The sequence below is a fragment of the Dongshaea marina genome (genome assembly GCF_003072645.1).
Classification (GTDB): domain Bacteria; phylum Pseudomonadota; class Gammaproteobacteria; order Enterobacterales; family Aeromonadaceae; genus Dongshaea; species Dongshaea marina.
In genome coordinates, this window is the sequence record NZ_CP028897.1 from 2,816,968 (window position 1) to 2,831,831 (window position 14,864).

Annotated in this window: 14 protein-coding genes and 1 pseudogene; 7 read left to right on the forward strand and 8 right to left on the reverse strand. The window is 51.9% G+C overall.

What is annotated here, in order from left to right; translation table 11 throughout:
* Positions 1-34: 34 nt before the first annotated feature.
* The 6 genes and pseudogenes from DB847_RS13275 to DB847_RS13295 form a co-directional block, all read right to left on the reverse strand.
* Entirely contained in the window at positions 35-1,222 is a 1,188-nt protein-coding gene (locus DB847_RS13275; protein WP_234418617.1) for an alpha-amylase family glycosyl hydrolase, read from the reverse strand.
* Positions 1,180-1,443 carry a hypothetical protein gene (locus DB847_RS25650; RefSeq protein WP_234418398.1) on the reverse strand — a complete coding sequence of 88 codons (264 nt, stop codon included), beginning with the start codon at positions 1,441-1,443 and terminating at the stop codon, positions 1,180-1,182. The genes DB847_RS13275 and DB847_RS25650 overlap by 43 nt, the downstream gene beginning before the upstream one ends.
* A 150-nt stretch (positions 1,444-1,593) precedes the next feature.
* Positions 1,594-2,856, reverse strand: coding sequence for an MFS transporter (locus DB847_RS13280; RefSeq protein ID WP_108651133.1), 1,263 nt, complete (start codon positions 2,854-2,856; stop codon positions 1,594-1,596).
* A gap of 78 nt (positions 2,857-2,934) precedes the next feature.
* The gene (locus tag DB847_RS26400; protein WP_325049171.1) at positions 2,935-3,567 is read right to left on the reverse strand and encodes a glycoside hydrolase family 31 protein; all 633 of its coding nucleotides are present in this window, start codon (positions 3,565-3,567) and stop codon (positions 2,935-2,937) included.
* 42 nt (positions 3,568-3,609) lie between these two features.
* Positions 3,610-5,276 (reverse strand): annotated as a pseudogene (locus tag DB847_RS13290) (glycoside hydrolase family 31 protein); the annotation flags it as partial.
* A 43-nt stretch (positions 5,277-5,319) separates the two neighbouring features.
* Entirely contained in the window at positions 5,320-6,324 is a 1,005-nt protein-coding gene (locus DB847_RS13295; RefSeq protein WP_159084609.1) for a LacI family DNA-binding transcriptional regulator, read from the reverse strand.
* A 246-nt stretch (positions 6,325-6,570) separates the two neighbouring features.
* On the opposite strand from DB847_RS13295, the gene DB847_RS13300 reads away from it, so the two are divergent.
* From DB847_RS13300 to DB847_RS13320, 7 genes are all read left to right on the forward strand, one after another.
* A complete protein-coding gene (locus DB847_RS13300) occupies positions 6,571-8,226 on the forward strand; it encodes a metallophosphoesterase family protein (protein ID WP_199911565.1) in 1,656 nt (551 codons plus the stop codon).
* A 74-nt stretch (positions 8,227-8,300) separates the two neighbouring features.
* Positions 8,301-8,456 carry a hypothetical protein gene (locus DB847_RS25070; RefSeq protein ID WP_199911566.1) on the forward strand — a complete coding sequence of 52 codons (156 nt, stop codon included), beginning with the start codon at positions 8,301-8,303 and terminating at the stop codon, positions 8,454-8,456.
* Between the two features lie 458 nt (positions 8,457-8,914).
* Positions 8,915-10,354, forward strand: a complete 1,440-nt coding sequence (locus tag DB847_RS13305) for a basic amino acid/polyamine antiporter (RefSeq protein WP_108651137.1) — start codon at positions 8,915-8,917, stop codon at positions 10,352-10,354.
* Between the two features lie 484 nt (positions 10,355-10,838).
* Positions 10,839-10,979: a 2-oxoglutarate and iron-dependent oxygenase domain-containing protein gene (locus DB847_RS25655; RefSeq protein WP_234418399.1), complete on the forward strand. Its 141-nt coding sequence runs from the start codon at positions 10,839-10,841 to the stop codon at positions 10,977-10,979.
* Between the two features lie 281 nt (positions 10,980-11,260).
* Positions 11,261-11,677: a 2OG-Fe(II) oxygenase family protein gene (locus DB847_RS25660; protein ID WP_234418400.1), complete on the forward strand. Its 417-nt coding sequence runs from the start codon at positions 11,261-11,263 to the stop codon at positions 11,675-11,677.
* Positions 11,678-11,863: 186 nt separating this feature from the next.
* Positions 11,864-12,388 (forward strand): TIGR00645 family protein, encoded by a 525-nt coding sequence (locus tag DB847_RS13315; protein WP_108651138.1) that lies wholly within the window; start codon positions 11,864-11,866, stop codon positions 12,386-12,388.
* Positions 12,389-12,895: 507 nt separating this feature from the next.
* Positions 12,896-13,435 (forward strand): GNAT family N-acetyltransferase, encoded by a 540-nt coding sequence (locus DB847_RS13320; RefSeq protein ID WP_108651139.1) that lies wholly within the window; start codon positions 12,896-12,898, stop codon positions 13,433-13,435.
* Positions 13,436-13,505: 70 nt separating this feature from the next.
* On the opposite strand, the gene DB847_RS13325 is transcribed toward DB847_RS13320, so the two are convergent.
* Both DB847_RS13325 and DB847_RS13330 read right to left on the reverse strand, forming a co-directional pair.
* The gene (locus DB847_RS13325) at positions 13,506-14,138 is read right to left on the reverse strand and encodes a DUF1007 family protein (protein WP_159084610.1); all 633 of its coding nucleotides are present in this window, start codon (positions 14,136-14,138) and stop codon (positions 13,506-13,508) included.
* Positions 14,139-14,384: 246 nt separating this feature from the next.
* Positions 14,385-14,843, reverse strand: a complete 459-nt coding sequence (locus tag DB847_RS13330; RefSeq protein ID WP_108651141.1) for a Fur family transcriptional regulator — start codon at positions 14,841-14,843, stop codon at positions 14,385-14,387.
* Between the last annotated feature and the right edge of the window lie 21 nt (positions 14,844-14,864).

The window sequence follows — 14,864 nt, forward strand, 5'->3', positions numbered from 1 at the left end:
TGCAGCCAGGAGGAGTACTCCTCCGGGCTCTTCATTACTGCTCCAACCACATCCGTGAGGAGCGCGCCGGGATTGTGACATTCACTCCCCCGTTACCATCGGTATAAAATGTTGAGTCGTCTAACGTCTCCTGGTAGCCCTTGTTACTATCCAGACCACTCACCCAGCCAGATTCAGCCGTTCCACACTTATTTATCCCCACCAGGCCCTGATCGCCACGACGGAACAGCAGGATGCAATCACTCGCCTTAACCACTGTCATGGGTTGGCCCTGAACCGAGTTATGGAAACGGATCATCGCCTTGATATCAGAGCGATTATAGTAGTTCACCCAACGAGAGTTATCCTCCGGATGGCTGGCATTGCTCTCTCCATGATCCGAGTAGACCATAGGCACACCACCATCACGCCCCAGAATATAGGCATAGCCGAGCTTTTCATCGGTTGGATCCATGATATTGCCACGGAAAATATCGTTATTCGGTATATCGTGAGTCACCACAAATGTGAGTGCCCTGAACTTGTTCAGTCCATCGGGATCACTCAGATCGCTCATCTTCCCGCTAAAGCTAAAGGTGTTCTTAATGATTGTAAATAAGGGGAAGTCATAAGCATTGTGCTCCGGGTTTTGGGACAGATAATCACTTAAAAAGTGGTAATCTGAAGCACTCTTATTCCCCGAGATGATCTCACCAAAAACATACATTCCCTGAATAATTTCGGGCGTGAAGATCGCTTTAATCTGAGCCTCAGTCATATGCTTGGCCGCATCGATGCGAAACCCCTTGATCCCCATCGCCTTGAGGGCCTTAAGATATTGCTGCTGCTGGCTGACAACCCAGCTGTTATCGTTGAGATCCGGCAGCCCGAAGTCACTGATATTATTGTTGTCACCGGCAGCACCCAGCCAGCCATACTGAACCTGACCGGTATTGTTGTAATCATGAATCACCTGGCGATCATGAAAATCACCTGAGCCCAGGAAGTTCTTATCCAGATCATCCCCATCACTGTTATAGAGCTTCTGGCTCTGATAATAGTCCCAGCGGTTGGCATAATCGCTGAGCACTGCAGCACCCGGATAACTAAGATCCCAGCCCCGACTCTGATATTCATTGGCCATATGATTCAGCACAATATCGGCATACACAGAGATGCCACGGCTTTTCATCGCATCGATCAATGCCTGGAGATCCTGTTTATTGCCCAGGGGATTATCAATGACCCGGTAGTCCTGGGGCTGGTAGCGACCCCACCAGGCATCACCAGAGGATTTGAGGGGGGCGAGATCAACACCTCCTTATAGCCGGCATTTTTTATCTCATCGGCCTTGCGCGTGACCTCACTGTATTTCCAGTTAAACGCATGGAGGATGACGTCCGCCTTCGCTCCAAAGGTAAGCAGCATGCAAGTTGCAACAACAAGTTGCCAAAAATTTCTCATTATCATCAATCCTTAATTTTCATGTTAAGTCAGTTCCTACTCAACTCGTATCATCACCCACTGTTTTCCTTTTGTGGCTCTTTATACTTCTCTCCTTTGTCAGATTAAAGTTTGATGCCCGGGCAAAGAGACCCTTTCACCCGAGCCGTATTAATTCTTTTTAGAGTGCTCCCGCCCCTGGGCTGACACACCCGCTTTTCGTTGATGAAGCTTCTGCACCCCGAAGATAATCACCGCCAGCAGGACCAGGAAGGCCGGCCCCAGCAGCATGGCGTTGGTACGGCCAAAGGCCTCTCCCAGGATCCCGGACACAGAGGTGCCAAGAGGGATGCCGATCGCACCACAGGTCACCAGGAAGGAGGTCGCATTGGCGCTGACATTTTTCAGCTGATCCATCCCAAAACCGAGCACCGAGGGGTAGATGCAGGAGTCACACAGTCCGAGCAGGACCATAGCCACCAGCAGCGCCGTGGTGGAACTCAGGTTCAGGTAGGCCACCATCACCAGGGCAAAGAGTAGAGAGGCACTCACTATGTATTTATAGGTTTTAACCCGGGGCAGCAGGAACTTGCCAAATACCGCCCGGCCAAACAGCTGAGCAAAGGTATAGGCCGACACCATGAAGCCTACGGTCTGCATGTTGAGCTTGAGACCATAATGAAGGTGCGGCTGGTTGAAGTAATTCATGATCTGCTCGACATAGACGATGAGAAACAGTGCCAGGGCACTTAACGCCAGTCCCGGGGTGATAAACTTCTCGCCCTTAGACTTACGTTTAGTTTCCAGGGCTCGTTCCACGGTTTCATCGACCCGAAGCGACAGCAAAAAGGCGATAAACAACACGAACAGCACCATCACCACCACAAACACCATCTGCCAGCTTCCATGCAGAATGATGGAGCCCACCACCGGAGCACTCACCAGAAAACCCAGGCTGAAAAAGACGTTGAGCAGGCTCAGCCGTCCCTGGGACTGCCCCTCTTTGTTGACGGTTCCCATGATCATGTAGTTACAGGAAACCAGTACATAGCCAACGGCCATGTTACAGATGAACACCATCAGGGTGTAGAGGTAGACGTTGGGCGCAAAAATCGATGCCAGAGAGCCCAGGATCATCAACACCGCCGCCAGGATCAGGGTGTTCTTGCCTTTGATCCTGCGGATCACCATGCCGCCGGTTGCCATCGCGAGGATCTGTCCCCACAGGCCGAAACCATCAAAAAAGATGATCCGGTTGGGATCCAGGGCAAAGTGTGCCGAGATGGGAACCGTCAACATGCCATAGATTGCACACTGAAAGCCGGTAAACAGAAATGCGATAAAGGTCAGATACACCGCCTTTTTCGCATCAAGCTCAGTTGGAAATATCATTTTACGACTGGCTTGATCTGAGTTGATTGATACTTGAGCCATCCTATTCTCCTGATCGAAGTTTCACGTTTTTTGTGGGGCGGACTCCCTGGCCCGCCCATCTGATTTTTTTATTCGCCCTTAGGACAGGGTCAGAATCAGCTTGTCGTTGACCTCCTGCTGCTGACCATTGAGATAGATATGGGTTGGCTGGCCTGAGCATATCTCAATCTCGACCGATGAAAAATCAGGTGTATACCCCTGATGTAAGATCTGTGAGGAGATCATCAGATCGCCGCCCTCATAGGTGTATTCCAATTGGAGCTTCCAGTAGCCTCCATCCTGATGATCAAAGCTCAAGCCATCATCAGCGTAGTGACAATAGCCCTGGCCCTTAACACTCTCATCCAGGAACAGCTTGAAACCGAGGGTCTCTGGCTTCTCTCCCAGGTATTGGCAAAGTTCGGCTTGCGGCAAAATCGCCCCGGCCCGCACCAGCAGGGGGAAGCGCTCCAGCGGTGCCCGATAGAGATGTACTCCTCCCTGGTACTGCTCACCGGTAAAGTAATCGATCCACAGCCCCTGGGGCAGAGTCACCACCCGGTGATCCTGCTCCGGTCTGAGCATGGGCGCCAACAGCAGGGAATCCCCTACCATGAACTGGTCCGAAATCGACTCCAACTCGTCCTGCTCAGGGAACTCCATCACCAGGGGGCGGATCATCGGCACGCCACTCTGGTTCGCCTGATAGAAGCAGTCGTAGATATAGGGCATGAAGCGATAGCGCAGCTCAATAGCCTCACGGATCGCCTGCTCATAGACCTCACCAAATCGCCAGGCCTCCTGATAACGCCCATCCAGGTTGCAGTGATTGCGGAAAAACGGGGTGAATGCTCCCATTTGGGTCCAACGGGTCATCAGCTCTCCATTACTATCCCCGGTAAAGCCACCACAATCGACCCCGGCAAAGCTTATTCCGGATAAGCCTAAGTTCATCAGCATCGGCATGGTGAGATAGAGGTGCTCCCACATGCTACGGTTATCGCCGGTCCATACCGCCGCATAGCGCTGCACTCCCGCAAAACCGGCACGGGTCAGGATGAAGGGGCGCTCATTGCGCGACAGCATCCCCTGGTAACTCGCCTGGGCACTGTGGAAGCCATACATGTTGTGATACTCAAGGTGGGTCAATGTCTTACCATCCCCCCGGTGCAGCACATCTTCATCCATGGTGTTGGTATCGTTGAACACCGCAGGCTCGTTCATGTCATGCCAGATCCCGCGCACCCCGGCCCTATCGGCAAAGTCACGCACCTGCTCGCCCCACCATTGACGCACTTTCGCCGTCGAAAAATCCGGGAACACACTTTCGCCGGGCCAGACCTTGCCACTATAGGTGGTGCCATCGGCGTATTTGCAGTAGTAGTCATTGACCGCCCATCCACATAAACCCCATAGTGGCTGTCTTTTTTCACCCCGGGATCCACTATGGTGACCACATTGAAGCCATCATTTTTAAGATCGGCCATCAATTTTTCCGGATTCGGGAAGGCATCGGGATCCCAGCTAAACACCCGGTAGCCATCCATATAGTGGATATCCAAAACCAGGGTGTCACAGGGAATGTTGCGCTGACGCAGGGTGGTCGCTATCTCGCGTACCTCATCCTCGGTGCGATAGCTATAGCGGGATTGCTGGTAGCCAAGACACCACTTGGGAGGCATGGGCGCCCTGCCGGTCAACAAAGAGTAGCGGCTCACCACAGACTTGAGGCTGTCGCCACCTATATAGTAGAAGTCCATCTTGCCGCCTTCGGCGCCAAAGACATACTCACCGGGATCATCGCGCCCCAGATCGAACTGGCTGCGGGCATAGTTATCAAAGTAGATCCCGTAGTAGCTTTGCTGATGGCGGTGGATAAAGAAGGGCACCGACAAATAGAGCGGATCTGTGGTATCCACATGCGGGTCAAAGATGTCGGTATTCCACATCACATACTTGCGCCCCTTCTTATCCAGGTAACCCGTCTTCTCCCCCATTCCGTAAAAACGCGCCTGCTGAGGCGTTGAGAAGTGGCTCATCGAGGTTTTCTTATACCAGTTAAAGGGACGGGTATTTTCGGTTTTAAGATGGCCCTGGCTATCAAGGATTTTCAAGGTGAGATCCTGCCTGGCGATCTCGACGGTCAGAGCCGGGCTGCTCACCCGGTAGTGAGTTTGTGTCTCCTCCAGGGAAAAGTCAGCATAGGCCAGGCCGTGTTCGATCAATGCATCACTGGAGTCCAGGCAAGGTTGTTGCTCAGGGCTCAGTACCACCCGGAACATCTCATCGCTGAGCCACTTCAGGGTCATGGAGCCATTCTCGGCCCGGACTATCAGGATTGGCTCATCGATGCTGTAGCCTGTCGCCTGACCCAGCTCTTTGTGACGATGAGGCTTTACCGCCTGATCTTTTTCCTGCTCCAGGATCTCTCCACAATGCATAAATACTCCTTTGTTAACCGGTTAACCTACCGGTTAAAATTTTTTATGAGGTCTGACGTTCTACCAACGCCAATGGAATTGTGACGCGAGATTCGGTTTGAGCCGAACCACGCAGCCGAACAAGCAGCTGCTCAACAGCTGTCTTGCCTTTAGAAAATACATCCTGATCGATTGTGCTCAGAGCTGGCACCATGTATTGGCAAGCTTCCAGGTTATCGAAGCCGATCAGGGCCAGCTCTTCCGGGATCTTGTGTCCACGGGCGTTGAGATGGGCGGTGATACCAAACGCCACAATATCTGCAATCGCAAACACAGCCTGGATGTTGGGATCCTCCACCAGCTGATCGGCTATCTGCTTGCCCCCTTCGAAGCTAACCTCGGTGCAAAATCTCTGGGTCTCGCTATAGTCAACACCCGCCTCTTTCAGGGCGCGCTGAAATCCACAAAAACGTAATCGGCTGACCTCTCCGGACAGATCGTCCCCCACAAAGGCGATCCCCTTGTAGCCCTTTTTGAGAAGATGACGGGTAGCCAGATAGCCCCCTAACTCATCGTCACTGCCCACCGAGATCGCATGTTGAAAGCCCTGGGGCTGGTGATCGATCAACACAAAGGGCAGATCCAATCGATCCACGGCACACAAGAGCTCGGTATTTTGCAGCCCCATCAACACCAGGGCATCCAGGTTGCGCTTACCCACCCATTCACACAGGTACTCCTGGGCCGAAGCCTCATCCGGGCAGCTTCCCATCACCAGATCGTAGTCAGGCTCACGATTAAGAGCCGCGTCCATACCCGAAAGCAGGGTACTATAGAAGGGGTTACTCTGAAGGAGACCCTTGTTGAGGACAAAACCAATAAGGTGCGAGCGCTTGGTTGCCAGGGCTTTCGCCGCCAGGTTCGGCCGATAGTTCAGCTCCTGCATCACCTTCTCTACCTTCAGGCGAGTCGTCTCGCCGCAACGGGCCTTGCCGTTGATGATATAGGAGACGGTAGCCACAGATACTCCGGCTGCTTTTGCGATGTCGCGAATGGTAACCTTGCTCAAGGGAACTCCAAATGAAACGTTAACCGCTTCACTTTTATTCAATTGCCGGGGGGGATTCAAGTTCTTTGTCACGACAAATCATAAAATTTTGAACCCCTTCACATTCAGCGGGTCACAGTTCATGGTCACTTTGAATTTACCGTGACAAACGCCACAAAAAGAGAGGAAGATGGTGAAGAACTCATAAATCCTATCAGTTTCTTCATTGACCTCAGTCACTTATGCCAAGGGAGTAGCGTTAAGGCGATGACATCCGAGATCCCATTACTGATTGCCGGCCCGATCATCCGCCGCACCAGTCCTAGCCAACTCTGCCTATGGCTGGTTACAGCCAAGCCCTGCACACCGAGACTGGAGATTTTTCTGGCTAACCGGGATGCGCCGACCATGACCCTGGACCATCAGCAACTGCCAGTTGGCGAGCACGCCTATATCCAGCTGCTGAACTACCAGTTCGATGAGGCGACACCTCTGCCCGAAGATGAGCGGATTGAGTATGATCTCAAGCTTAGCCATGACAGTGGCAGCAGCCTCATCTCTGAGTTACTCAAGGCAAGCCTCTATCCGGGCGAGCTGCGCCCCAATTTCGTCATCAAGCGCCACATCGATTCACTGCTGCATGGCTCCTGTCGTAAGCCCCACTATCCGAGCCCGGATGGATTGCTCAGGGTCGATGACAGAATCGCCCAATCCCTGGAACAGCCAAAGCAGCGTCCGGCTCTGCTGATGATGAGTGGCGATCAGATCTATGCCGATGATGTGGCCGGCCCGATGCTGGTTGCGATTCATCAGGTGATCGCGCGACTTAAGCTCTTTGCGGAAACCTGGCAGGGTGCACTACTTAATGACAGTGAATCCCTGTATGCCAGCCCTCTTTGTTACTATCAGCGCGAGGAGCTGCTGCCACACAACAAAGCCAATGAGGCATTGCGTGAGCGATTTTTTGGTGGCGTCTCCAAACCGATTTTTACCACGGACTCCGCCCATAACCACCTCATCAGCCTGGCCGAAGTGCTGGCGATGTATTTTCTTGTCTGGTCTCCCAGTCTGTGGGATGGAATCGATCTCAGTGCGCCGGACTCGCTCTCCACCGAACAGCTTAAGCTATATCGCGAAGAGCTTACGGCCATCGAAGCCTTTATTCCAAGCCTCAACCGGATACAGCGCTGCCTGAGCCATCTGCCTGTGTATATGATCTTTGATGATCACGACATCACGGATGACTGGAATCTGACCCGCAGCTGGGAGGAGAGCGCCTACAGCCATCCCTTCTCCAGACGGATCATCGGCAATACCTTGATCGGTTACTACCTGTGCCAGGGCTGGGGAAATGATCCCGCGCCTTTTAGCAATACCCTGGCTCCCGAGGTTGCGCGCTTTTTGCAAGACCCAGACAGTCAGCGGCAAGACAAGCTAATCGATCAACTTCTGGAGTGGAGCCACTGGCACTACCAGCTGGAAACCACCCCCAAACTGCTGGTGCTGGATACCCGAACCCAGCGCTGGCGCTCAGAAAGTAATGCAGCCAAACCGTCCGGCCTGATGGACTGGGAATCCCTATGCGCCCTGCAGCAGCAGCTGATGAATGAGCCTTCGGTGATCCTGGTCTCCCCCGCTCCTATCTTCGGTGCCAAACTAATTGAGGCGGTGCAGCGTACCCTCACCTACTGTGGCCATGCCCTGGCGGTGGATGCCGAAAACTGGATGGCCCATCCGGGAGCAGCCAATGTGCTACTCAACATTTTTCAGCACCCTAAAACCCCGCAACGCTTCACGATTCTCTCGGGAGATGTGCACTACTCTTTTGCTTACGATGTCAGCATTCGCCATCGCAAACATAGCCCCACCTGTGGCAGATCACCGCCAGCGGTTTTAAAAATGAATTCCCGAGAAAGCTGTTAACGGTCTTCGACTTTCTGAATCGCTGGCTCTACGCCAGCCACTCCCCGCTCAACTGGCTGACCAAGCGTAAAAGGATGCGGATCAAATCCCGACGCCTAGAGGGCCACAGCCCATTACGCCTGCTCAATGCCAGTGGGGTCGGTGAGGTTGTGTTTGACCCGGATGGAACCCCACAGCATATTCGGGTGCTGACAGCCGAAGGCACAGAGGTTGAGTTTAAAGCGGGGTAAAGCTGCTGCGGCTCTCCCGGCGAGAGTCGCCTTGATCTGAATAAATCAGGAATAAATATTCATCAAATAACCCGGGATGAGTTCACAAAATAAAATTAATAGATATCAATTCGTTATAGATAATGGCCGGGGAGTGCATCCTGGCTGGGTCGCTTGTTCCGGGGAGTCAATACTCAAAATGATATATTAACAACAAATGAGAAATCACTCGCGAAATCTACCATTCACGGTTGACAGGAGCCAGCAGAATGGCAAGCTGTCGCTTCACATCGTAAACCAAGGAGTTGTCGTGTGAATCCCATCTGTCAACAGATCAGTTCATCTCCTCCCAGTCACGCATAAATATGTAAGGGGTTGTGTGTTTTTACTCACTCCATTATAGTAGCCCCCTGCCCCGAACGGCTCGTCACAGATCACCGGGTTGGGCTATTTCTTCAAGCAACACAAAAGACACATTTATGGATAAAAAGTTAGGCTTAGGTGCACTCATCTGTTTGATCATTGGATCCATGGTCGGTGCCGGCGTATTTAGCCTCCCACAAAATATCGCGGATCAGGCAGCCCCCGGGGCTGTTGCCATTGGCTGGCTCATCACTGGCGTCGGCATGCTCTGTTTGGCACTGGTCTACCAAAACCTGTCGATTCGCCGTCCCGACCTCGATGGCGGGATCTTTACCTATGCCCAGGCAGGCTTTGGTGACTTTGTTGGCTTTAATGCCGCATGGGGCTACTGGATCTGCCAGATGCTGGCCAATGTCTCTTATGTGGTGGTGGTCTTTAGTGCCATCAGCTATTTTACCGACTCCCCAGGACACGTACTGTTTGGCGACGGAAATACCCTGCCGGCCATCGTCGCCGGTTCCGTCCTGATGTGGGCCCTGACCCTGCTGGTGCTGCGTGGGATCCATGTGGCAGCCATGGTCAATATAGTGACCACAATCGCTAAGCTTATTCCCCTGATTGTATTCTGTATTGCGGTGATCCTGGCTTCGCACCTCAAAGAGTTCAGCTTCGACTTCTGGGGCAGCCAAACCCCGGGGCTGGGTAGTGTGATGGACCAGGTGAAGACCACCATGAAGGTCACCCTCTGGGTATTTATCGGGATTGAAGGGGCCGTGGTTGTTTCCGGACGGGCCCGTAAGCGAACCGATGTGGGTAAGGCCACCATTATCGCTTTTACCGGGGCCATCGCCATCTACATCATGGTGACCCTGTTCTCGTTTGGTGTGATGAGTCAGCCTGAGATCGCCCAGCTGAAAAACCCGTCTACGGCGCTTATTCTGCAAAAAATTGTCGGCCCTTGGGGAGCGATCTTAATCAACATCGGACTGGTGATCTCGGTTTTGGGAGCTCTGCTAAGCTGGATCACCCTGACCGCCGAGGTTCCATACATTGCCGGTAAACAGGGCTTGTTTCCTCGCTGCTTCCAAAGAGAAAACGGCAATCGTGCCCCGACTGTCTCTCTGATCCTCTCCAGCTGCCTGGTTCAACTGTTCCTGATCATAGTGCTGTTTAAGAACAGCTCCTACCTGGCGCTGGTGAATATCACCACCTCGGCCGCCCTGGTTCCCTATGTCTTCTCCGGCGCTTACGGCCTGAAACTGGTTCTCAGCGGTGAGACCTATGACAAAGACAGTGCAAGGCGGCGCCGTGCCCACCTGCTGATCGCAGGGATCGCAACCTTCTACGGAGTATGGCTGGTGTATGCGGCCGGTATCGAGTACCTGCTGCTGGCGACCCTGATGTACTTCCCCGGCGTCCTGGTCTATATGTGGTCGAATAAAGAGCATGGGCAACGCAAGCTCAAAATGGTTGAAAAAGTGATTTCGGTTGCCCTGTTTGGGTTTGCGATTATCGCCCTGCGGATGGTTCTCAACGGGCAGATCTCTTTAACCTGATGGTAAAAAAGGGGGCTTGATAAGCCCCCTTTTCATTTTGAAAACTGATTGGATTAGCGTGTCCGGCGACCCGGTTCACTCCTGGTCTGGACACGCCTTGTGTGACTGAGCTTCTCGCCCCTCTTATAGGCCTCTTTGAGTAAAGAGACCAGCTCAATCTTCTGTAAATCTTGCTGAGTCTGTTTCATACAAATCCCTTTCGTAATCGTTCGGGCTATCCTGCCAAAAAAAAATCTCCCTGTCACTCCCTGATAACAATTAATTAACCTGGCAATTGAAGAAGCATAAAACCCATAAATTAATGATGGATATTGTGGGTGTTTTACCATCAATCCGTCATCTATCTCACATTTTCATCCTATTAACAATTGATCACAATATCCTCTCACCGCTACAATGCGCCGCCTCCCCAAGAAACATTTATGTAACATCATGATTTGTTGCGGGGGCGAAGTTAAATCAACAATAATTTTAGGGGATTTTCATGCAGGTACGGATTGTCGATTGCCAGTCAGCAACAGCAGCCACGGACTTTGCTGCATCGCTCAGAGAAACAGGTTTTGCCGTTGTCAAAAATCACGGTATCTCATTTGAACTGGTCCAGGGATCTATGATGAGTGGCTGAGCTTTTTCCAGAGTGATGCCAAACTGGGTTACCCGTTTGATAAACAAAAACACGATGGCTACTTCCCACCCGAAGTCTCCGAAACAGCCAAGGGACATAGCCAGAAAGATATCAAGGAGTATTACCACATCTTCTCCTGGGGACGCTATCCGAGCGAAGTCAGTGACAAGGCGCAGCAACTTCAGCTGCAGTCCACCGAACTGGCAAGCAAACTGCTGCAGTGGCTCGAAGAGGCGACTCCGGATTCAATTCGCAGCCAACTCTCGGAGCCCCTGTCACAGATGATCCAGGGAAGCGAACGCAGCCTGCAGCGGATCCTGCACTACCCTCCGATGACCGGAAGTGAAGAGCCCGGAGCCATCCGTGCCGCGGCCCATGGTGATATCAACCTGTTGACGGTTCTTCCCTCCTCCAATGAGCCCGGACTCCAGGTCAAGCCCCTGGGCCAGGATTGGCTGGATGTTCCCTGTGAGCCAGACACCCTGGTGATCAACGCAGGTGATATGCTGGAGGAAGCGACCGGTGGTTACTATCCATCGACCCTGCATCGGGTGATCAACCCATCCAGCGAACGCTCGCAAAACTCGCGGCTGACCGCTCCCCTGTTTCTTCATCCTCGCCCGGATGTGGTGCTCTCGAAGCGTCACACCGCCGAGAGCTATCTCGATGAGCGGCTGACCGAGCTGGGAGTAAAGTAACTCCGTCGAATGAGTCATCAGGCCCCGGCTCCAGCCAGGGTCCTGATGACTCTGTTTATAACTTCCCGGTCTACCTCATGCAAAACAAGTCTTGCGAACTTTGCTTACTCCCATGTATCCTCGCGCCCTTCGTCGTGTGTCCTCAGGCACCAGACCCTTCACTGATTGATTGGAAGATAAAAAGAGATGTCCCGTAAACCGACCTCTATTGAGCAAACCACCGAGCGCGTCATCTTTGCCAGCCGCTGGTTGCAGGCCCCCATGTACCTGGTGATGCTGCTGATCCTGTTTGCCTTTGTCTATTTTGCTTTTGCAGATGTCTATAGCCTGTTTCGGCATCTTGGAAGTATCACCGAAGAAGATCTCATTATCACCTCTTTGACCCTGGCGGATCTCATCCTCATCGCCAACCTCATCGTAATTATCGTGATCAGTGGCTATGAAAATTTCGTCTCGCGGCTGGATCTGGAACATCAGGAAGGAGAGCCAACCTGGCTTAAAAAGATCAGTCCGACCGGGGTTAAAATCAAAATAGCGGCCTCCATTGTGGCCATCTCATCGATTCAGCTGCTTAAGGTTTATTTTGAAACCTCGACTCACGCCAAAGCGATCGATACCCGATTATTACAATGGACGGTGATTATTCACATCACCTTTATCCTGTCGGCGCTGCTGCTAACGGTAATGAGCTGGGTGGAGAAAAGGATCTAGAACATTTTCTCCATAAATGGGGTTAATGCTATGTTTAATCTCTGGCTTTGCAGACTGACTCGCAATGCCGATTATCATCCATGATAATCCTTACCAGTTCGGTCTCCCTGCCTCTCGCTTTGTTGCGATGCAACGACGCCCCTGGTGCTCTACTGCAGCGGGTATCTTCCCTGATACTCGCCTCCAGTTCAGCGATATCCATCCATGGATATCTATCCCAGTTCGGCATCCTGCCTCTCGTTCAGTTGCTTCACAACTTCACCCTGCTTCTCGTTTCGCGGCTTTGCAGCAACACCCTTGCTGCAGAGGGTCAGCTTAGCAAAGCCAGAAATTCTTTATCTCAGGCCAAAGTGATGACCCGGGTTAGTCCGAAAGTGCTCTAAGGCGCTGAGACATGCCCGATAACTCTCCCTTTTGGGGAGGAAAGTGCAGGCTTTTCGTCATTTGATCGACAAAGAGGCATGTGTAAATATGCGTCATACCTTGGACAAAGTAGTCAAATGATTCATGAACCCAGCTCAATTAAATATTCGGGAAACCAATGCTGACGATCACCCGCTGATCCGACAGATCCATGAAGATGCCTTTGGTGAGCCCGAAGGTAAAACCATCGCCCAGCTTGCCTGTGACATGCTGAATGATGAGACGGCTAAACCATTGCTCTCTTTAATTGCTCACAGAGATAACAGGCCGGTTGGCCACATACTGTTTAGCAACGTCACCATTGAGGGGCATGAGCAACAATCCGTATTTATCCTTGCCCCACTCGCCGTCTCAAAAGAGTGCCAACATCAGGGCATTGGTGGCCAATTGATTCAGCAGGGTTTACAGCGACTGAAAGAACGTGATGCAGATATTGTGATTGTGCTGGGCGATCCAAACTACTATGGCCGATTCGGCTTCGGTGGCTCTCATCATATACAAGCGCCTCACCCTCTGGCTTACCCACAAGCCTGGCTCGCTTCAGAGCTCAAACCAGGCGCTCTGAACACTGCTGTTGGGATTGCTCGCTGTGCGGACGCTTTGAGTGACCCGGAGTATTGGTGACAATCTCTTTATGTCCCGTAAAAGAGATTGTTGGTGACTGATTCTACAGCCAGTTTTTTCGGGTCGCGGCTCAGCAATCCAGTACCACCCGCTCTGCGAAATATCGCCCCAGACTCTGATCCGATTGTTGATTTGCGTCCAGAGAAGAGGCATAGGCGACGAGCTTAGGATCGGGATCAGCGGGGATCCGCTTGATATGACAGAGCTTTTGTAAGGAGGGATTTAATTGGATATCTTTCCCTGTGGCATAACTCATATCGACATAGTAGCCCGGCTCATAGATCTGTAGCTCGACGCTCTTGCCCTGCATCGCCATGGGATGAGCGAGTGGCAGGGTAAAGCTCAGCGCTAACCTGTGATCTTGATAGGTGAGCTGTGGGTTAGTGGCCAGGCGATATTTCACTGGCTTCCCCTGGTCATACAGGTAACTGAAGTAGTGATCATTGCTCATATTACCGACCATAAAATCTGCGAGCTTTTTGAGGGTCTGCGCTCGGTGCTCCGGCGTAAGATCCTCTCCATCCAGAGTGTAAGCCGAGGTCATCTCATCAAACACCCAGGTATAGTGCAGGGCGGTCAGCTTGCCCTGTGGGCTGCCAATAAACCGGGTGTGAAGCTCAATCCATGAGTGGGGATGCGCTTCCCCATAGCCGCTCATTACAAGAAGCGCTATCGGCATTATGAGTTTTATGGCCTTATTCAAGCTGCCTCCCCCTCAATCTTTTTATTTCACATCAAGGAGATACGAATGATGAGCTCCATCGACCTGAATAGGTGATCGAACTATAGCTGACTTTGAGTTAGGTTAACCTGTCCTGTAAAAACTATCTATCGGATCTTCTTGTACAGGCCCTCCCGCCCGGAGGAGAATACCGATGGCTTTATATCACTTAACTCTGCAAAGCATCTGATAGCCGAGAGTCAGATTTAATGGATATTGCAACAGGTATCATGCACCAGCGGAGCACTCATCACAGACACAATTAAGCTCAAGTTGTGGACTCACCAGCTGGAAGTTAGCTTGCTCCACATCATGTTTTAACTCTTCTTCTGTAATCTTCCCAAGGCTTATCTCTTTGACCCTCTGGCATTTTCCACAAATCAAAAACAGTGGAACCTCATGGGAGTGGCTACAGCTAATATGACAACAGGCGACATACTTGTTGGCCAGGTTTAATTTATGGACAAGTTGCTGCTGCTGCAAGAACTCTAATATCCGATAGACAGACATGGCCGGTATCACTTCACCAAGCTCCTGCTGACAGAAGTCGACCAGTTCATAAGCAGACATGGCTTTTTCACAGAGCAATAACCCGGATAACACCAGTTTTCGTTTACTGGTTAAGCGTCCCCCATTATTCCGACACTTTTGCTCTGCATGCTCCAGGGCTTTTTGCACGCGGTTCATCTTCTCACTTCCCTCTTTAAA